Genomic DNA, 20194 nt, shown 5'->3' on the forward strand with positions numbered 1-20194 from the left:
TTGTAATATGAAACACCATCAAAGTTTATTTAATGGTGGGTCGTACTGGACTTGAACCAGTGACCCTCGCCTTGTAAGGGCGATGCTCTCCCAACTGAGCTAACGACCCATATTACATACAGCAAATTTTCTTAATGGTGGGTCGTACTGGACTTGAACCAGTGACCCTCGCCTTGTAAGGGCGATGCTCTCCCAACTGAGCTAACGACCCATTAAGAATTTAGATATGAACACCATTAGGGAATAATGGTGGGTCGTACTGGACTTGAACCAGTGACCCTCGCCTTGTAAGGGCGATGCTCTCCCAACTGAGCTAACGACCCATATCTAAAAACAACGTATTGCTGCGTTGTTGTGGGGCGCTATTATAGATAGAGTTGTAAATGTGTCAACACTTGAATGAGTAAAAATGTGTTAGATGCAGCTTTTATAAACAATGACATGGCTTTTAAGCATTTTTTGGCGAACAAATATGCAATTTATATTCATAAGCTTATCTGTGGCGTTGTCATCGTTACTCTTTTTCCTCTAATTTAACTGAACTCGATGTTGTTTTAACGATGCTTGTCATTTTTTAAAACACAACTTATGTTGAATATTAAAACTGAATAACTAAATAGCTGGTAATTTTGCTGTGTTTAAAACCAAAGAGGGCGAGGGGCTCTCCGTTGGGATTTAACCGATAGTTTAGCTAACTTAAATTTGCATATAAATGTATACCTTTTGTAATGTTTAATATCACGTAATGTATACTTAAATCTCGGTATCAGTATTGATAATTGTAAAATTTAGTCAATTCCTTATTATACTGTTCGAAATGTCTGCGTAACGGATTGATATTTAGTCAGCTTGTTGAAATTTAAATCATTTAAATAAAGTTAGATAAAAAACTGTTGACTTTATTTAGGGGGCTGCATAGAATGCGCCCCGCACTCAGCGATACACAGCCAACATTAATTGGTAGTGTGTATGCAAAGTCGGGGCTATAGCTCAGCTGGGAGAGCGCTTCGCTGGCAGCGAAGAGGTCTGCGGTTCGATCCCGCATAGCTCCACCAAATTTGCATAGTGTTTGTCCTAGGGTTGCAGTTTTCTGCGTCCCCATCGTCTAGAGGCCTAGGACACCGCCCTTTCACGGCGGTAACAGGGGTTCGAATCCCCTTGGGGACGCCACTTACTTTTGTAAGTGAGCAATTGCCAAGAAGTTATATATGCTAGTCTCGAGTACTTGCATGTTGATTAAGTAACCTTAGCTCCGATATGAGTAAAACTATCACTTTGTACTAGTGACACATTTTGTGTCCCCATCGTCTAGAGGCCTAGGACACCGCCCTTTCACGGCGGTAACAGGGGTTCGAATCCCCTTGGGGACGCCACTTACTACAAGTGTTGTGTTATTAAAGCTCGCCTGAATCGAGTTTAACTATTCAGTTGTCCTAGTGACACATTTTGTGTCCCCATCGTCTAGAGGCCTAGGACACCGCCCTTTCACGGCGGTAACAGGGGTTCGAATCCCCTTGGGGACGCCACTTATTCAAGTAGGTTATGTGTAGTGGGGCGGTGAACACCGCGCAATCTATGCACGACGTTATCAAGAGTACGAATCTCTTGGGGACGCCACTTACTATAAGTGTTGTGTTATTAAAAGCTCGCCTGAATCGAGTCTAACTATTCAGTTGTCCTAGTGACACATTTTGTGTCCCCATCGTCTAGAGGCCTAGGACACCGCCCTTTCACGGCGGTAACAGGGGTTCGAATCCCCTTGGGGACGCCACTTATCTAAGTAGGTTATGTGTAGTGGGGCGGTGAACACCGCGCAATCTATGCACGACGTTATCAAGAGTACGAATCTCTTGGGGACGCCACTTACTATAAGTGTTGTGTTATTAAAAGCTCGCCTGAATCGAGTCTAACTATTCAGTTGTCCTAGTGACACAGAAACTTTCTGTTTAAGCTAAGGCCATTCGCCTCGCAGGCTCGGTCTCATCTTACGCAGAAATAGCAAATCAATGATTTGCAAACCAATTTCTGCGTCCCCATCGTCTAGAGGCCTAGGACACCGCCCTTTCACGGCGGTAACAGGGGTTCGAATCCCCTTGGGGACGCCACTTATTTAAGTAGGTTATGTGTAGTGGGGCGGTGAACACCGCGCAATCTATGCACGACGTTATCAAGAGTACGAATCTCTTGGGGACGCCACTTACTTTAAGTGCTGTGTTATTAAAAGCTCGTCTGAATCGAGTTTAACTATTCAGTTGTCCTAGTGACACATTTTGTGTCCCCATCGTCTAGAGGCCTAGGACACCGCCCTTTCACGGCGGTAACAGGGGTTCGAATCCCCTTGGGGACGCCACTTATTCAAGTAGGTTATGTGTAGTGGGGCGGTAAACACCGCGCAATCTATGCACGACGTTATCAAGAGTACGAATCTCTTGGGGACGCCACTTACTATAAGTGCTGTGTTATTAAGAGCTCGTCTGAATCGAGTCTAACTATTCAGTTGTCCTAGTGACACAGAAACTTTCTGTTTAAGCTAAGGCCATTCGCCTCGCAGGCTCGGTCTCATCTTACGCAGAAATAGCAAATCAATGATTTGCAAATCAATTTCTGCGTCCCCATCGTCTAGAGGCCTAGGACACCGCCCTTTCACGGCGGTAACAGGGGTTCGAATCCCCTTGGGGACGCCACTTATTCAAGTAGGTTATGTGTAGTGGGACGGTGAACACCGCGCAATCTATGCACGACGTTATCAAGAGTACGAATCTCTTGGGGGCGCAACTTACGTTAAGTAAGTTAACGAGTTATCAAGATTATATTTTGTAATCTCATTTCAAGTAGAAAAAATCCTTTTCAAATAAATACTCTTTATTCTCCATATAACTTTACGATATAGACTACATATATTTCTAAAACTTTAATTCCTATTGATCACTTTTACTGATCATTTTAATACTTTATAGTATTTAGTAACTCATCAGCTAACCATAAGGAAATTAAAATGTTAGCTAAACGTGTTGTACTCATACTAATTTCTTTAGTCATTACAGCTTGCTCTGACTCAAATGAGGGAGTGGCGCTGGGTACGCTTGAACGTGAGCGTGTGATCCATCCTGCAACGACTAACGAAATTCTGATAGAACTACCCGTTTCAGCAGGCCAGTTGGTCGAAAAAGGGCAGGTGATTGCAAAGTTCGATGCCGAACTTCAGCAAGCGATTGTCGCCAAAGCACAAGCACAACTAGCTCAAGCCACTGCATTTCTTGAAAAAACTTTGAATGGTGCTCGTCCCGAAGAAGTTGCTGCCGCATCAGCCAAAGTAGCAGCAGCCAATGCTGCATATACACAAAGCGAAGCTAATTTTCGCCGTGCAAAAACCTTAGTTAAAGATAAACTTGCAAGCCAAGAAACCTTAGACAGTGCTACCGCTGCACGAGATGAGACTTTTGCTAATTTAGAATCAGCAAAACAGCACTTAAATGAGTTAACAAATGGTTCTCGCGTTGAAGATATTAATAGTGCGAAAGCGCAAGTTCAGGCGGCAGAAGCAGAACTAAAAGTACAGCAAAAATACCTCTCAGATCTGACAATTAAAGCGATGCGTGCTGGCAGGGTCGATAATTTACCTTGGCACGTAGGTGAGCGAGTTACTAAAGGCAGCCCTGTCGTTATTATTCAAGCAAACAGCGCACCTTACGCACGCGTTTATATCCCTGAACCATATCGTGCCAAGCTCAATCAGGGCATGACACTTACGGTTCGCGTCGATGGTATAGATAAAAATATTCAGGGCGAACTGACCTGGATTGCGACAGAGCCGGCGTTCACGCCTTTTTATGCCCTAAATCAAGAAGAACGCGCGCGATTAATGTATCTTGCCGAGGTAACACTACCCGCAAGTGAAAATAACTTACCGACAGGCGTACCTGCTCAAGTGGTTATGCCATGACTGAGTCGGTGATCCAGGCCAAAGGTTTGATAAAACAATTTGGCGATTTAAAAGCGATTGATAACCTTGATCTAGACATTGAACAAGGGCAAATTTATGGCTTTTTAGGCCCAAATGGCTGTGGTAAAACGACTGCAATCCGTATGCTTACCGGGTTATTGAAGCCAACTTCTGGTGATATCAATGTGCTTGGCTTGAGTCTGCCAAAAGATGCTGAAAAGCTCAGAACACAACTTGGTTATATGACGCAAAAGTTTTCACTTTATAGCGACTTGACCGTGCTTGAAAACCTCAAATTCATGGCTGCGCTTTACCCTTTAAAAAAACAGCAAAAACAACAAAGAATAGACGAACTACTTCACACCTACGGCCTTGATCAAAGAGCAAGTCAAATGGCCGGAAGTATGAGTGGGGGCCAACGACAGCGCTTAGCATTGGCTGCTGCAGTGATTAATAAACCAAAAATTTTATTTCTTGATGAGCCAACATCGGCAGTCGATCCACAAAATCGCCGTGACTTTTGGGAAACACTGTTTGATTTAAGTAATGCTGGTACCACCATATTAGTTACCACTCACTACATGGATGAAGCTGAGCGTTGCCATCGTTTAGCCATTTTAGAATCAGGTATTAAGCGCGCGGATGGCTCACCAAAGCAATTAATGACAGACATGCATGCTCATGTAGTAGAAATCGCAGGGGCGCAAACCAGAGAATTAAAAAAACAACTCGCAACAATCGACCATGTTATCTCGGCAACTCAGTTAGGTGCACAGCTGCGAGTATTAGTAAAAAAAGATGTTCAAGACCCCGTTGAGTTCATAAAACAGCAATCATTTTGTCAGGATACATGGCAAGTAAATAGCGTTCGCCCAAGCCTTGAAGACGTGTTTGTCACCTGTACAGGGCAGGGCAGACAATGAGCATTGTTACTTCATTAAGCCGGATAAAAGCAATTGTAAGCAAAGAATTATTACAATTACGCCGCGATAGAATGACCTTTGCGATGGTGGTGATGATCCCCCTTATCCAGCTGATTCTATTTGGTTACGCTATTAACACCAACGTGAAAGATATCCCTGTTGCCGTGGTCGATCATAGTAAAACCGCGCTCAGTCGCATTTTAGTACAAACAGTATCAGCCACAAATGTGGTTAAGGTGACAGATTATTACGACAGTATAGAGCAAGCACAAACAGCAATCGCCAGTGCGAAAGTCCGCGCCGTGTTCTTTATACCTCACGATGTGGCAAACCGACTTGCTCAGCACCCAACCGTTGGTTTTGGTTTACCTGATGGTAGTAATGAGTCGTTAGTCAGGCCAATTGCGCATTGGTTAGTTGATGGCTCAGATACAATGGTCGCGTCGAGCATAAAATCACTGCGCAATATGCCGCTTGCAGAGCTTCTCGATAAACCTGCGAATAGAACTTACCCAACCTTTGAGACAACCTTATTTTATAACCCAGAGCAGCGCTCAGCGGTTAATATTGTGCCAGGTTTAGCTGCTGTCATTTTAACCATGACGATGATTATGTTTACCTCTGCTGCCATAGTTAAAGAGCAAGAGCGAGGTAATATGGAGCTTTTAATCACCTTACCTTTAAGCTCACTTGAATTGATGATTGGTAAAGTAGTGCCTTATATCTTTATTGGTTTTATTCAGTTATTTATTATTTTAGGCATGGGCAAGGTCTTGTTTCATATTCCTTTTGGGGGTGGATTAGTTGCATTGGTTGTCGCAACCTTTGCTTTTATATGCGCCAGTCTAGTGCTTGGCTTAGTGCTTTCGACCATCGCTAAAAACCAGCTTCAAGCAATGCAAATGACAATTTTCATTCTTTTACCCTCGATTCTATTATCAGGTTTTGTATTTCCCTATGAAGGCATGCCAAAGGTTGCGCAGTGGCTTGCAGAATGCTTACCTGCAACGCACTATTTAAGGCTAATAAGAGGGATAGTGCTAAAAGAGGTTAACCTAATAAGCATGAGTAATGACTTAATTTGGCTTTCAGTCTTTACTATTTTGGGTTTAGCTGTGGCTGCATTTAGGTTTAAGAAAACCCTTGATTAAGCTAGGCAACTTACTGCATATGTGCTTAACTAAAGGGTAATTTCACTCTTTTTAAGTAGATGTTAGCGTGTGGCGAGTATTTTGGATGGCGATGCTAATAGTGACGTTTGATAGCTATTCAGCAACGATAAACCTAGCCCATACCATGAAACATGAACACTTTAACCAATTGCTTAGTGAGTTCGCAGAGCAAAGTGGTTTAACTGTTAATTCCGTCTTGGTTGACCAAAAAGAACTAAAAGTAAGGTTGGTACAAAATGCCAGTACCAGCACATCAACAGATGTAATTATTGTACCCGCTGATCATTTAGGCCTTGATAAATATGCCAACTATAGCGTTATCCCAGACTCACTCATAGCTGACACCACAGACAAGCGAACCTTAGAAACTGCAAAGCTAAACAATAAGCTCTTAGGTATACCCATCATTCAAGGCAATCACCTGTTACTTTTTTATAATAAGCAGTTTGTTAAAGAGCCAATAGAAAACTGGCAGGATATATATAGTTTCCAATCATCCTTGCCTGAAGAGGTTAAACTTGTTACATGGAGTTTTATGGAAATGTACTGGTTTATTCCGTTTTTATCGGCTTTTAATGGTGACCTAATTATAGATAATCAGGTTCAGTTAAACACCCCAGCAATGCAATCTGCTCTCAAATTTGTTTGGGATTTAAATAAACAAAACCTGGTTGATAGACAGTGCGATTACACTTGCTCAAATAATGCATTTAAAGCGCAGCAAGCCGCCTTCACCATTGATGGTGCATGGGCATTAAAAACGTATGAACAGACGCTTGGTGATAATTTAGGGATGCAACAGTTACCTAAACTCAATGGTGAGTATATGCAGCCTTATTACTCTACCTTTGTACTGGCGTTTCCAAACGATGGCTTAAACGGGGCAAATAAAGAAAGTTTATTTAAATTTGCTAAATTGGTTCAAGCAGAAAAATTCCAAACACTGGTTTGGCAAAAGCTTCAAGATATTCCAATTAACATTGAGGTTTTAAATAACCTAAAAGCACAACAAGGCACAGAGTTATCAACCTTAACTGATGCCATACAATTCACAAAACCTATGCCCTCTACCGCATCTATGATCATCGTGTGGGAGGTTTTGAATAAAGGCTTTATTCGTTATGGTAGTGGTGCCTTAACAGCTGAGCAAGCGGGGCTTTTTATGCAAGGGTTGGCAGAGCGCTCGATTGCCAATGAAGGGAATGAATGAGTAGTCCACGCTTTAGTCGCGCTTTGTTTATCAGTGTTTTACTACTGGTCATTATTCCCTTATTTATTCTTGCAGGTTTGATGATAGGGCGTTTCTATTTAAGCTCAATTGACCAAGCAAATACGAGTTTGCAATGGCAAGCTAGAAATAATGCAGCCAGTCTTGAACAACTCTTATTTAAGCTTGAGAAAAATAGCCAATTACTAAGTAGCACTAAGGCGATAACTGAGCTGCCAAATAAAGTGGTGTACTCACAGTTCGCGCTTGTGCAGCTACAAGAGTTTGTTGCCCAAAATCCACAGATAAAAGCCTCGATAGTAATTGATAATCAAGGGTTTATAGTTGAAGGATATCCGATTAGCTCTTTAAATTTGAATTACAAACTCACTAAAAGCATTCTCGACAGTGCTCAAACATCAACAGAGCAAAACACAATTCAAATTATCGATAATCTACAAGTCACTGAGCTACTCGCACCTCTACAGGCAACACAAAATGCCTTACTGGCTATTACATCTAAGTTATTACATGAGCAAGATTCTCTCAGTGAGCCAATAATTAAAACGGGCGTGTTAGTGTCTTTTGTGCCTTTATCAGAGGCGTTAAAGTGGCTTGCTATACATAATGAGCAACCGGTTTATCAAGCGGGTAAGCAAGTACAAATTTCAGCACAAGAAAACATTTTATATAGCGTGGGTGATGCTGGCGATTACGGCAAATTAATGGAGCAGGCCTCAATCAGTAATGTTTATTATAAAGGTAAGCTAACCAGTTTACAGTTCCAAATAAATGAAGCAAAAACTGCTTACACCAGCGCTGTAAAGCAAACGGCCATATTAGCAGGCTTGTTAATTTTAGGACTCTCTATTATTTCATTTTTCTTAGTGCGTTGGTTGACGGCACGACTCCATAACCCGCTAAATCGCATTACTGCTCTTAGCCGTGAATATGCATTAGGTAATTACAAACAAGATACAGACGATTTTCATTATCAAGAGTTTAAAGATATTGCAGATTCGCTCAGCAGCATGGCTGATACCATTGATATACAAATTACTTCGTTGCAATTAGAAAAGCTTCGAGCTGAGCGTTCTGAGCAAGTTAAAAGCCAATTTTTAGCCAATATGAGCCATGAAATACGCACTCCGATGAATGGTATTGTGGGCTTTTTGCAGCTACTCAATAAAAGCACGCTAACACAAGAGCAAGCAGAGTTTGTAAGGCAAATAAATAACTGTAGTGATGTGTTATTAACCGTGATTAACGATATTCTCGACTTTTCAAAAATAGAGGCCAATAAAATAGAGCTAGAGTCGCGACAATGTGATTTAGTCGCGCTTTGTCATGACCTTATCTTACTATTTAAACCGAGTTGTGATGCCAAAGGGGTTGGCTGCCGGCTTGATGTCTCCTCATTACAATCGCTGAATGTAGAATGTGATGAAATACGCGTTAAGCAAGTGCTGATTAACTTGCTCTCTAACGCCGTTAAGTTTACCAATCAAGGGGAGATCGTTCTTTCGCTTACTCTGCAAAGCCGAGATGAACACCAAACAGCCGTCGTGTTATCGGTAAAAGATACAGGTATAGGTATCGCTGAAGATAAAATAACGGCTTTGTTTAATCCCTTTGTACAAGCACAAAGTAGCACCACTCGTGAATATGGAGGGACCGGTCTTGGGCTTGCCATTAGTAAAGGAATGATTGATTTAATGGGAGGCACTATTGCTATTGTTAGTGAACTTGGTAAAGGCACCGAGTTTAAGATTAATGTTAATTTTAAATCACTAAACCCACAGGACGCTAACGCAAAAGTACACCAACCTGATGAAGACACTCAGTTCGATTTTAAAGCGGTCAGCAAGCCAATATTAATTGCTGAAGATAACCCGATTAACCAAATTGTTATTACTAAGTATTTAACTCAATTAGGTCTAAATTATGAATTGGCCGAAAACGGTCAAATTGCTTGTGAAAAAACTCTAACACAGGATTACGCACTGATTTTAATGGATATTCAAATGCCGGTGATGGATGGCTTAACTGCCAGCAAAAATTTACTTGCAAGGCCAGATTTTAATACGCCGATTATTGCCATCAGTGCCAATGCAATGAAAGACGACATCGAAACAAGCGCAAAAGTTGGTATTAGCGATCATATCGCAAAGCCAATTAATTTTGCTGAACTAGAAAAAGTACTCGCAAAGTGGCTATCTCAGCAATCGCTGAAATAGCCAGTATTTATATATCAAAAAGTGTTGTTATCTTTTTTCTGAATTAACTCAATCGCATAACCATCAGGGTCTTTAACAAATGCGATTTCAGTTGTGCCGCCTTTTACTGGACCCGGCTCTCGGCTCACATTACCGCCAGCAGCTTTAATGTCTTCGCAAGCTTTATAAATATCATCAAACTCGATAGCAATATGACCGTATGCATTACCCAAATCATAGCTGTCTGTATCCCAGTTATAAGTAAGCTCAAGCACAGTCGAATCTTTTTCGTCACCATAACCGACAAAAGCAAGGGTGTAGCGGTACTCTTCGTTGTCTGCACGGCGCAGCTCTTTCATACCTAATACCTGCGTATAAAATTCAATTGATTTATCTAAATCAGCAACGCGAAGCATTGTGTGTAATAAGCGCATTTTAAGCATCCTCTTTCTTGTCTTTAAATTCGTACAATTCTAATAGCGCAGTATGGCTGTGCATTAAAATTATTGAAAATGGATTATAAGATATTTCGATTGCTTGCACAGTAGCATTGAGACAAAGCATAAAGCGTTTGCTATGAAAAGGGTGATGTTATGCAGCAATGAATAGGGATTGCTGCATAACAATGAGGTATTTGCTGTATAAGCGAAAGCTTAGCTTTTTACTTTACCTTTAAGTACATAAATTTCGCCATCAAAGCTCCCTTGAATTGTCAAACCTTGTCCCGCCAACTCTTTTAGGTATTCGATATGCTCATTAGTGATATGTTGCCCCGGCACTAAAAGCGGGATACCAGGAGGATAAGGCGTGACTAATCCGGCACAAATTCGGTTGTTACTTTTGCTAATTGGCACAGATTCACGTTCGCCATAGAACGCATCACTAGGAATACAAGCTAAGTCTATAGCGGGTAGATTCTCTGGTAAGCGTGTTCGTCTCATTGAAGTGGCGAGTTTTACTTTACCGCTATCGAGTTTCTTCAGCGCATTGTAAAGGCGAATGATCTTCGAGCGCGTGCCGCCAAGAGTCAGTAAAACTAAAATGGTGCTGTGCGTATATTTTTCGATTTCAAGGCCAATTTCATCTAATAGAAACTTATGAATATCCTTTAATGAATAAGGTAACTCACTAATATCGATAAGGATCTTCAGTGGGTCGTGACCCATGTTATCGCCACTAAAGTGAGGGAATATATCCATGAAATCTTGCTTATCGAGCACTTTTATATGTTTGAGTGAAGCCATTTGCTGCTTAAACTCTGCAACGTGATTCAGCAGGGCATTCAGTAATTTATAACCTTCCATTTCTAATTGCTTTTGGCATACATCCAGCGAGGCAATGAGCTGATATTTTGGCGAGGTACTGGCGTAAATACTGTAGATCTCACGGAAGAAATCGGCATCGAAATCAGGGTCGTTAACATGAATATAAGACGCCTGAGAGAACGCTGAAACCACTTTATGTGCTGAATGGGTAACATAATCTGCGCCAGCATTTATAGCTGAGTAGTGGCGTAAGCTCGGGTGGAAAAGCGAGTAAGCAAACCACGCTTCGTCGATAAACACTTTAATACCGTGCTGATGTGCAAATTCCACTACTTGTTTTAAATCGCTAAGCAGACCATCGTAGGTACAGCCAGTTAAAACCAGTAATTTAGCATCGCTATTTTGTTCAATCGCTTGCTTGATGTCAGCCAGTGAAGGGGGCGCGAAGATACCATATTTAGGGTTTAAAATACTCGATAAGTAAATAGGTAAACTAGCCGATTGCAAAATGCCATAATGTACTGATTTATGGCAATTTCGGTCGATGATCACCTTATCGCCTTTACGCAGTAAAGTTTGCAAAATAATCTTATTTGAAGTCGATGAACCATTGGTAACAAAGTAGGTATGTTTTACTTCAAATGTCGCCGCAGCTGATTCTTGAGAGCGGCCTATGGTGTTGGTGCTGTCAGACAGTGAGCCAAGCGAGTCGACAGAAACCGATAGGTCGCCAACAAATACGTTACGGCCATAAAACTGATAAAAGTCTTTAATATACGGAGAATTTCTAAAGCTAGCACCGCCACTGTGACCAGGTGTGTGCCATGAATCGTTTGATTCACCGACATAACGACGATAGGCGGTCCAAAATGGAGTTTCTGAACGGTCATCAAAGTCATTGATCATATAGCCCAAAATAGCTTCAGGGTCTGAGATGACTTCGTCTTTAAAAAAGAAAGACTCAATTTCTTCTGACTCGTTGACTATCTCCAAGCCTTTCGTATCGTCACCAATAACATAGACAGGCAGTTCTAGGCGTATGCCTTTTAATTGCTCGATAAAACGGCTATAGGTGCGCTCGCCATTATTCAATACATCCCAGCTAAGTACCACAGCTTGAATATCGCCATCTTCCTCTACACATTTCAACGCTTGCTTAAGCTCAATGCACTCAATAATGTCGATATCAACATCACTGCGCTCAAAATTAGGGATTGTTTTTGCTAGGTTCGTTGAAAGCTCTTGCAAAGTGGCTGGATCTTGTTCAATTAACAAGATACGAAGTAAAGGTAACATAGCAACTCATATAAAAAATTCACATTACTCAACAGCATAACGAAAGGATGGAAGCTTGTGAAATGATTACGCTGATATTTTTTGTTCCGAAACTGATTATACTTTTTTCGTGTTAATCGCAGATAGTTGAAATTACATGTTCTTACTGTAAAAGTAATGCCTAAGTAAAAGGTTAATTGAGCACTCAGCGATAAAACCACTCAAGCCAGATACAGATAAAAATAAAGATAAACATGCTAGGGAGAATAAAACATGGCATATGTTGCCAATTTCAAAACTGTAGTCATCTCTACATTGTTTGCGTTTTGTACGAACGCAGTTAATGCAGATGAAGTCTCAGATTCAAACAATAAAAAGTCGATACCCGAAGCCACTAAATTTGTGACCCAGCATAAAGGCACTTTCAATGGCAAAAAGCTAAAATACAAAGCTGTAGCCGGTGAAACTTATTTATTAAACAAAAACGAAGAGCCAACTGCTGCTATCTTTTCGTTTGATTACCTAGCTGCAGACGACAACAAAAATAGACCTGTTACATTTATCTGGAATGGTGGTCCGGGCTCATCGTCTAACTGGTTACATATGGGCGCTTATGGCCCGAAACGTGTCGTGGTCCCAAGCGATGCAACAGCTCCTGGATTGGCTCCTTACGAATTAAAAGATGCGCCTGAGACGATTCTTGATGTGACTGATATGGTGTTTGTGGACCCTGTTGGTACAGGTTACTCGCGCGCTTTAGGTGACACTGAGAGCAAAGCATTTTGGGGCTTGAAAGAAGATGCATCTTCTATCGCTGATTTTATTGCCCAGTGGCTAACAAAAGAAAATCGCTGGAATGCACCCGTATTTTTATTGGGAGAGAGCTATGGGACAACTCGAGCAGCTGCTGTTTCTAAAGTACTTATGGATAAACACCTGATTAATGTAAATGGCATTATTTTTGTGTCGCAAGCTTTAGACTATCAAGGTTCAAGCCCTTATGTTGATGACAACATCATTTCTTACATCACCTACATACCCACACTTGCTGCAACTGCTTGGTATCATAAAAAAGTAGACACATCAGGAAATTTTGAAGCCTTTATAGATGCGAGCCGACAATTTGCAGTTGATGAATTACTACCAGCATTATTTAAGGGTAATGCCCTTAGTAAAGCTGACAGAACGCGAATTGTTGACGGTCTTCACCGTTATACAGGGCTAAGCAAACAATATATTGAGCAGGTTGATTTACGTATTAACGCCTTTAGATTCGCTAAAGAGTTATTGCGTGATGAGGGTGTCGCAGTAGGCTTGCTTGATGGACGCTATAAGCTTGATGAAAGAGACGATTTAACAGCGGCTCCTAAGCAAGATGCGTCTAAAGTGATAGGGCCTGCATATAAAGCGGCACTGATGAAATACATGCGTACAGATTTAAACGTACAGTGGAAAAGAAAATACTTAAACCCTGGCGACTCTGAGTTATCAGATAACTGGCGCTGGCGTACTGCTCCTGATGGACAAGGATGGGAGCCAAGATACGTCAATACCGCGCCAGATTTAAATTATGTGCTTCGCAGTAATCCGCAAATGAAAGTGATGGTTGCCTCAGGGTATTACGATATTGTCACGCCATTTTTTGATGCAGAATACACCTTAAACAGACACGGTATATACGCTGATAAAATTGACTATCACTATTATCACGGTGGTCACATGATGTATGTTCACGAACCAGCAAGAGTATCGTTGTTAAATGATACGCGAGAGTTTATTAAAAAGCAGGTGAGCCAAAACCAGCGATAATGGCTAGGATTATCGTGCCAAACCTTGTGTTTGGCACAATGCGCAAAGTGTGCTTATGGTATGCTATAAAAGGTTAAGAACTTTGCAGATATAGCGCCTTTCAAGGATTAACCATTGGTGCACATCGACCATATTTGTTGCTAATGTTTGCCAATATCTGCCATAATCAAAGACTGTAAATATATAGGAATTAACTATGGCAACTTTAAATATCTCTATTCCAGATGAAATGCGCTCATGGATTGATGCCCAAGTTGAGTCAGGTCGATTCTCAAATGCAAGTGATTATATCCGCGATTTGATCCGCCATAATCAGAGTGAAAAAGATGCTATTAGAATGGCATTAGTAGAGGGTGAGCTAAGTGGTGAGAGTAAGTTAACGGTTTTAGATATTATATCCAAATCCAAATCCAAATCCAAAAACAAAACTTAAAGCGAATGGCTAAATATATTCTCTCTAACAAAGCTCAGTATGACTTGGAGCGTATTTTTCAGTACACCGAAATTGAATTCGGTGTTTCTCAAGCAGAAAACTATTTAATTGGAATTCATGAAACGCTAATGGCTTTGTCTACTGAGCCGAGCCTTGCTCAAGATGTTAGCGATATCAAGCCAGGATATTCTCGGTATATATTTAGAAAGCACTACATCTTTTTTAAAAAAAGAGCCAACGATATTTTCATTGTGAGAATTCTGCATCAACAAATGAAGGTTCAACTACACCTAACAAGCTAATGCAGGTCCGCAATAATACTTAATTACTCTGTCTTCTCTTTAAACTCACACAAATCTTCGATAATGCAACTGCCGCATTTAGGTTTACGAGCAGTACACACATAACGGCCGTGAAGAATCAACCAATGATGCACATCGACTTTAAATTCTTTAGGTACCACTTTTTCTAGTTTTTGTTCTACAGCAACTACATCTTTACCCATAGCAAACTTAGTGCGGTTAGAAACGCGGAAAATATGCGTGTCTACGGCAATAGTAGGCCAGCCAAAGGCACAGTTTAAAACAACATTCGCGGTCTTTCTGCCAACACCGGGTAATGCTTCGAGTGCTTCACGATTCTCGGGTACTTCTGAGTTATGTTTATTGACCAGAATTTCACACATTTTATAGACATTATTGGCTTTAGAATTAAACAAACCAATGGTCTTGATGTAATCGCGAAGGCCTTCAAGGCCTAAATCAAGAATCGCTTGAGGCGTGTTAGCAACAGGGAATAGCTTACGGGTTGCTTTATTAACACCGACATCTGTTGCTTGTGCTGATAAGGTAACCGCAACTAATAATTCAAACGGGCTTGAATATTCAAGCTCTGTTTCTGGGTGCGGGTTTTGCTCACGAAGACGAGATAAGATCTCATAGCGTTTTTCTTTATTCATGGTGGCGTAAAGCACGCAGTGACGGTGCGTGCTCTCCTTTAAGTTAAACTTGTTACTCGGGCTCTTGGGCCTTTTTCTACTTCTGGAGTAACAACTTGCTTAGATTTTATTTGTGTATCAATGACATTTTTTGCAGCAATCAGTAAACCAAGTCCTAAAAAGGCACCCGGTGGTAAGATTGCTAATAAAAATTGGTTATCAAAACTGAATACTTCAATTCGAAGTGCTGCGGCCCATGGTCCTAATAATAAATCGGCGCCATCAAATAGCGTACCTTGACCAATAAGCTCTCGCATTGCCCCTAGCACCACTAAAACTAACATAAAGCCAAGTCCCATCATCAGTCCGTCAAAGGCTGAAAGTGGCACCGTATTTTTAGAAGCGAATGCTTCTGCGCGACCGATAATGGCACAGTTGGTAACAATCAGTGGAATAAAAATCCCTAATGATTGATAAAGCCCAAATGTATAGGCATTCATCATTAGCTGAACTATCGTTACAAAGCCTGCGATAATCATCACAAAAACAGGAATACGAATATCTTTAGGCACCCAGTTTCGCACAATCGATACGGTGACGTTAGAACCAACCAGTACTAATAACGTCGCTAAACCTAGGCCTAATGCATTGGTGATCGTAGAAGTAACAGCAAGTAGCGGGCATAAGCCTAATAACTGCACAAGGGCAGGGTTATTAGCCCACATACCATCTTTAAATAAGGTTTTAACTTGGCTCATTACTTGGCTCCTTGACAGATGTTTGGTGCAGCAAACAGATTATCAAATTCAGCTCGGGCAAACAGCACAGCTTGTTTAACCGAGCCGACAACAGCACGCGGTGTAATGGTTGCACCTGTAAATTGATCAAATTGGCCACCATCTTTTTTAACAGCCCAGCGGCTGTCATCTTCAGAAAGTACATTTTGCCCTTTGAAAAGGGTGATCCAGTCTGATTTTTTGACCTCAACTTTATCGCCAAGGCCCGGTGTTTCTTCGTGTTTAGTGACACGAACACCCGCTATTTCACCATTGGCAAAAACCGCCGTTAATAAGTTGATGTCGCCGCTATAACCACTTGGGGTAACATGGCGCATCACTAAAGCATACGGTTTATTGTCTTTGTAGGCGCGGTAAATAACTTGATCTGGACGTGGCCCAAGGCGCTCATCGGTGATCACAACACAATCTTTGTAAAGTTGATTGTCGTAATGATGGGCATCAAGTACTTGTTGCAGCTGCTCTGCAAGTTGTTGCTTTTCTTGCTCTTCAATACGCTCAGCAGTCAGGCTATGAGTCAGGGCCACAGTGCCTGTGGTAATGAGCGCAAATGCGGTAAGAATAGCGCCATTTTTAGTCATTGAGGAAAGGATCATTATTTCACTCCATGGCCGTAAGTACGTGGTTGCGTATAGTAATCAATTAATGGCACTGCCATATTTAATAGCAATACACTAAATGCTACTGCATCAGGGTAACCACCAAAAGTACGAATTAAGTAAACAAGCAGACCAATTAACGCGCCGTAAATCAAACGGCCTCTATTTGTTGTTGATGCCGAAACCGGATCGGTAGCAATAAAAAATGCACCTAACATGGTCGCACCACTGAATAAGTGAAATACCACGCCTGGCTCTGTGCCAGGGGCTGCGATATAACCAATACCACTGCACACTGCTAATGAGGCTAAAAAGCTCACAGGGATATGCCAATTAATGATTTTAGCTTTTAATAAATAAAGACCACCGACTAAAAAGCCGAGGTTAACCCAGCCCCAACCAAGGCCAAACCAGTCATTAAAAAGAGGCTTACTCATACTCTCAGCCACCGTTAGGTGATGGGCGACATCTGTTTTAACGGTATCAAGTGGTGTTGCCATGGTTGTGCCATCAATCGCTACACGTAACTGATCGACACTAAATCCAGCGCTGGTAAAACCATTGAAAATAACAGACAGCTGTTGTGAGAAGCTGATCGGAGATGCAAGTAAATCACTCACAGGTAACCAGCTGGTCATTTGCACCGGAAACGATACAAGTAGTAATACATAAGCTGCCATAGCAGGGTTAAATAAGTTAAAGCCAAGGCCGCCATAAAGCTGTTTTACAATAACAATTGCAAAGAGACAGCCAATTACGATGATCCACCAAGGCGCTAAAGGCGGAATACTCAACGCCAGTAATACGCCTGTTAACCACGCACTACCATCACTGAGTGTTGGCCAAACTTTGCGTTTACGAAGTATCAATACAGCGGCTTCACAGGCGCTAACTGTAATTAGCGCGAGAACAAGCTGAATTAAAACAGCGCTACCAAAAAAGAAAACTTGCGCGATTAAGCCTGGAATACACGCAGCAATCACTGTCATCATTAATCGGCTTAATGATTTATGGCTATGATTATGCGGCGAACTCGCCATGGTTAGTTTCATGACTTATCGTTTCCTTCTTGTTGTAACTTTTTCGCTTTAGCTCTTGCAATGGCACGAGCGACCGCTGCTTTTTTCTTATCTTCGCTAGACTCAGGTTCATCAACCTGCGGCTTTGAATCATCCGTATCGCTTGAGTCATCAAGTTGTTCTGATGATTCGTCACTCTGCGCTTGCTCTTTAGCGGCCTTTTTCGCTTTAGTGCGGGCAATAGCAGCGGCAACAGCAGCCTTTTTCTTATCTTCGCTAGACTCAGGTACATCAGATTGCGGCTTTGAATTAGCCTCATCGCTTGAATCATCAAGTTGCTGTGATGAATCGTCACTCTGTGCTTGCTCTTTCGCGGCTTTTTTCGCTTTAGCGCGAGCAATAGCAGCCTTTTTCTTATCTTCGCTAGATTCAGGGGCATCAGATTGCTGCTTTGAATCAGCCTCATCGCTTGAATCATCAAGTTGCTGTGATGAATCGTCACTCTTTGCTTGTTCTTTAGCGGCTTTTTTTGCTTTAGCGCGGGCAATGGCGGCAGCAACAGCAGCTTTTTTGTCATCAACTGGCGCGCTATCTTCTTCAGCTTCAGTTTGATTCTCAGCAGCTTGTGCTGCTTTTTTCGCTTTAGCACGAGCGATTGCAGCAGCAACAGCAGCTTTTTTATCATCAACTGGTGTTGCTTCTTCTTCAGCTTCAGTTTGATTTTCAGTAGCTTGTGCGGCTTTTTTCGCTTTAGCGCGGGCAATAGCTGCAGCAACGGCGGCCTTTTTATCGTCTTTAGGTGCTGTGTCTGCTTCTGGGTTCTCTTCAGCGGTTTGCGCGGCTTTTTTTGCTTTAGCACGGGCAATAGCGGCAGCGACAGCTGATTTTTTATCATCTTTATCGACGCTTTCTTCACCTTGCTCTTGTGCTTTTTGCTCTTTGTATTTACGTGCTTGTTCTTTACGTGCTGCACGCTCTTTAGCTACTTCAGAGTTATCAGGCTCAAGCTCTGCACCTTGCTTTTTCGCTTTCGCACGGGCAATAGCAGCAGCGACAGCTGATTTACTGTCTTTATCATCAGATTTAGCTTTAACTCGGGCGAGTGCATCTGCCACTTTTTGTTTTTCGCCATCTGACTTAGCAGCAGGTTTACGTTTGTGGCGGTTTTGGCGCTCTTCTTGTTCGCGCTCTAAACGTTCTTTACGCGCTTCAAAACGTTCTTTTGCTCGCTCTGCTTTAATTTGCTCTGCTTGCTGCTCTTTTATTTCAGCTTTAGCAACGCGATAGTACTGCACCAAGGGGATTTCGCTAGGGCATACATAAGCACAGGCACCGCATTCGATACAATCGAATAAATTGTGCTCATTGAGTTTGTCGTATTCTTTTGACTTAGCAAACCATTGTAATTGCTGAGGTAATAATGAAGCAGGGCAGGCGTCAGCACAGGCACTACAACGAATACAGGCTTTTTCATCACCCGGCTCAGCAAGCTCTTGGTGATCTGGTGCTAAAATACAGTTTGTGGTTTTAACGACACCAATGCGCACAGTTGGTAAGGTAAAGCCCATCATTGGACCGCCCATGACCACTCGTTGCTGTGGAACTGGCGAAAAGCCTTGGCAATCTAATAAATGTTTTATTTCGGTGCCTAGTAAAGCCCACACATTACCCTGTTTATGAATGGTGTTACCCGTAACTGTCACCACGCGCTCAATCAGAGGTTTACCTTCATTTACGGCTTGATTTACCGCAAACAAGGTACCAACATTTTGCACCAGCATACCAATATCGGCAGGAATACTGCCACTCGGGACTTCTTTGCCCGTAAGCAATTTAATTAGCTGTTTTTCACCGCCAGAAGGGTAAACCGTTGGCACTGTTTGTACTATTATGCTGTCGTTATGTTGTGCTGCGAGTTTCATGGCAGCAATAGCATCGGGTTTATTGTCTTCGATGCCAATAATCGTTAACTGTGGATTTAACAGCTGCTGCATTAATTCAATGCCAGCAATTATGCCATCGGCATGCTCGCGCATTAGCATATCATCAGCGGTGATATAAGGTTCACACTCAACGGCATTAACAATTAAAAACTCAATGGCTTTTCGGGTATCTGCTTTTACATAAGTTGGGAAACCAGCGCCGCCCATACCTGCAATACCGCTTTGGTGAATAATATCTACAAGCTCATCATGGGAAAGTGCTTTTGCATCAGACACAGGGTGAAGCTCGCACCATTTATCTTCACCATCAGGTTCAATAATCACGCTAAGCTCAGGCAATGCTGATGGATGAGCAGATGGCATTGGGCAAATATCACTGATAAGTCCAGATGTTGGTGCGTGCACAGGCACAGACCAATTACCGCTTGGTTTAGTTAATGCTTGGCCTTTAAGTACCTGTTGGCCTTTTTCAACAATTAGTTTGCCGTTAGCACCAATGTGTTGTTTTAAAGATACAACAAGCTTATCTGGTAGTGGCAGTCTTGCAATTGCGTGTGTTGTTGATTGCAGCTTTTGACCCGGTGGGTGAATGCCCCCAGGTATAGACCACACTTTACCTTGTTTAATTTGATCTATTAACTTTTCCATCTGTGCTC

The 20194-nt window shown here is 42.0% G+C and carries 15 protein-coding genes and 11 tRNA genes; 16 read left to right on the forward strand and 10 right to left on the reverse strand.

Annotated features, from left to right (window positions below; all coding sequences use genetic code 11):
* Positions 1–33: 33 nt before the first annotated feature.
* The 3 genes from NH454_RS16565 to NH454_RS16575 form a co-directional block, all read right to left on the reverse strand.
* Positions 34–109 (reverse strand) — tRNA-Val (locus tag NH454_RS16565).
* Between the two features lie 26 nt (positions 110–135).
* Positions 136–211, reverse strand: a tRNA-Val gene (locus tag NH454_RS16570).
* 36 nt (positions 212–247) lie between these two features.
* A tRNA-Val gene (locus tag NH454_RS16575) sits at positions 248–323 on the reverse strand.
* Between the two features lie 656 nt (positions 324–979).
* Between NH454_RS16575 and NH454_RS16580 the strand changes: the two genes are divergently transcribed.
* The 13 genes from NH454_RS16580 to NH454_RS16640 all read left to right on the forward strand — a co-directional run bounded on the left by NH454_RS16580 (position 980) and on the right by NH454_RS16640 (position 9482).
* Positions 980–1055 (forward strand) — tRNA-Ala (locus NH454_RS16580).
* Positions 1056–1094: 39 nt separating this feature from the next.
* Positions 1095–1170: transfer RNA gene (locus NH454_RS16585), tRNA-Glu, on the forward strand.
* A 127-nt stretch (positions 1171–1297) separates the two neighbouring features.
* Positions 1298–1373, forward strand: a tRNA-Glu gene (locus tag NH454_RS16590).
* 77 nt (positions 1374–1450) lie between these two features.
* A tRNA-Glu gene (locus NH454_RS16595) sits at positions 1451–1526 on the forward strand.
* Positions 1527–1695: 169 nt separating this feature from the next.
* Positions 1696–1771 (forward strand) — tRNA-Glu (locus NH454_RS16600).
* A 258-nt stretch (positions 1772–2029) separates the two neighbouring features.
* Positions 2030–2105: transfer RNA gene (locus NH454_RS16605), tRNA-Glu, on the forward strand.
* 169 nt (positions 2106–2274) lie between these two features.
* A tRNA-Glu gene (locus NH454_RS16610) sits at positions 2275–2350 on the forward strand.
* Positions 2351–2608: 258 nt separating this feature from the next.
* Positions 2609–2684: transfer RNA gene (locus tag NH454_RS16615), tRNA-Glu, on the forward strand.
* A 311-nt stretch (positions 2685–2995) separates the two neighbouring features.
* Positions 2996–3943, forward strand: coding sequence for an HlyD family efflux transporter periplasmic adaptor subunit (locus NH454_RS16620; protein WP_138558602.1), 948 nt, complete (start codon positions 2996–2998; stop codon positions 3941–3943).
* Complete coding sequence (locus tag NH454_RS16625) at positions 3940–4866, forward strand: ABC transporter ATP-binding protein (protein ID WP_135925412.1); 927 nt, start codon at positions 3940–3942, stop codon at positions 4864–4866. Before NH454_RS16620 ends, NH454_RS16625 begins: the two co-directional genes overlap by 4 nt.
* 2 nt (positions 4867–4868) lie before the next feature.
* Positions 4869–6017: an ABC transporter permease gene (locus tag NH454_RS16630; protein WP_135926295.1), complete on the forward strand. Its 1149-nt coding sequence runs from the start codon at positions 4869–4871 to the stop codon at positions 6015–6017.
* Positions 6018–6084: 67 nt separating this feature from the next.
* The gene (locus NH454_RS16635; protein ID WP_135925409.1) at positions 6085–7248 is read left to right on the forward strand and encodes an extracellular solute-binding protein; all 1164 of its coding nucleotides are present in this window, start codon (positions 6085–6087) and stop codon (positions 7246–7248) included.
* On the forward strand, positions 7245–9482 hold the full coding sequence (locus NH454_RS16640; protein WP_253039690.1) for an ATP-binding protein: 2238 nt from the start codon (positions 7245–7247) through the stop codon (positions 9480–9482). The genes NH454_RS16635 and NH454_RS16640 overlap by 4 nt, the downstream gene beginning before the upstream one ends.
* A gap of 14 nt (positions 9483–9496) precedes the next feature.
* Here the strand turns inward: NH454_RS16640 and gloA are convergent, their stop codons facing one another.
* Both gloA and NH454_RS16650 read right to left on the reverse strand, forming a co-directional pair.
* Entirely contained in the window at positions 9497–9895 is a 399-nt protein-coding gene (gene gloA, locus NH454_RS16645; protein WP_054553771.1) for a lactoylglutathione lyase, read from the reverse strand.
* Between the two features lie 219 nt (positions 9896–10114).
* Complete coding sequence (locus tag NH454_RS16650; protein WP_135925404.1) at positions 10115–12022, reverse strand: aminotransferase class V-fold PLP-dependent enzyme; 1908 nt, start codon at positions 12020–12022, stop codon at positions 10115–10117.
* A gap of 252 nt (positions 12023–12274) precedes the next feature.
* Between NH454_RS16650 and NH454_RS16655 the strand changes: the two genes are divergently transcribed.
* From NH454_RS16655 to NH454_RS16665, 3 genes are all read left to right on the forward strand, one after another.
* On the forward strand, positions 12275–13810 hold the full coding sequence (locus tag NH454_RS16655; RefSeq protein ID WP_253039691.1) for a serine carboxypeptidase: 1536 nt from the start codon (positions 12275–12277) through the stop codon (positions 13808–13810).
* Positions 13811–14006: 196 nt separating this feature from the next.
* Positions 14007–14243: a type II toxin-antitoxin system ParD family antitoxin gene (locus NH454_RS16660; protein ID WP_253039693.1), complete on the forward strand. Its 237-nt coding sequence runs from the start codon at positions 14007–14009 to the stop codon at positions 14241–14243.
* 5 nt (positions 14244–14248) lie between these two features.
* Positions 14249–14545 (forward strand): type II toxin-antitoxin system RelE/ParE family toxin, encoded by a 297-nt coding sequence (locus tag NH454_RS16665; RefSeq protein WP_138602595.1) that lies wholly within the window; start codon positions 14249–14251, stop codon positions 14543–14545.
* A gap of 23 nt (positions 14546–14568) precedes the next feature.
* Here NH454_RS16665 and nth read toward each other — a convergent pair whose 3' ends face one another.
* The 5 genes from nth to rsxC are packed head-to-tail and all read right to left on the reverse strand — an operon-like array spanning position 14569 to position 20186.
* Positions 14569–15201: an endonuclease III gene (nth, locus tag NH454_RS16670; protein ID WP_054553695.1), complete on the reverse strand. Its 633-nt coding sequence runs from the start codon at positions 15199–15201 to the stop codon at positions 14569–14571.
* A 38-nt stretch (positions 15202–15239) separates the two neighbouring features.
* Complete coding sequence (locus tag NH454_RS16675) at positions 15240–15938, reverse strand: electron transport complex subunit E (protein WP_105175132.1); 699 nt, start codon at positions 15936–15938, stop codon at positions 15240–15242.
* The gene (gene rsxG / locus NH454_RS16680) at positions 15938–16573 is read right to left on the reverse strand and encodes an electron transport complex subunit RsxG (RefSeq protein WP_199526222.1); all 636 of its coding nucleotides are present in this window, start codon (positions 16571–16573) and stop codon (positions 15938–15940) included. Before rsxG ends, NH454_RS16675 begins: the two co-directional genes overlap by 1 nt.
* Positions 16573–17628, reverse strand: coding sequence for an electron transport complex subunit RsxD (gene rsxD, locus NH454_RS16685; RefSeq protein WP_253039695.1), 1056 nt, complete (start codon positions 17626–17628; stop codon positions 16573–16575). The genes rsxG and rsxD overlap by 1 nt, the downstream gene beginning before the upstream one ends.
* Positions 17625–20186, reverse strand: coding sequence for an electron transport complex subunit RsxC (gene rsxC / locus NH454_RS16690; protein WP_253039697.1), 2562 nt, complete (start codon positions 20184–20186; stop codon positions 17625–17627). The genes rsxD and rsxC overlap by 4 nt, the downstream gene beginning before the upstream one ends.
* Positions 20187–20194 lie beyond the last annotated feature (8 nt).

The sequence above is a fragment of the Pseudoalteromonas sp. Ps84H-4 genome (assembly GCF_024124645.1).
In the GTDB taxonomy this organism is placed as follows: Bacteria; Pseudomonadota; Gammaproteobacteria; order Enterobacterales; family Alteromonadaceae; genus Pseudoalteromonas; species Pseudoalteromonas lipolytica_C.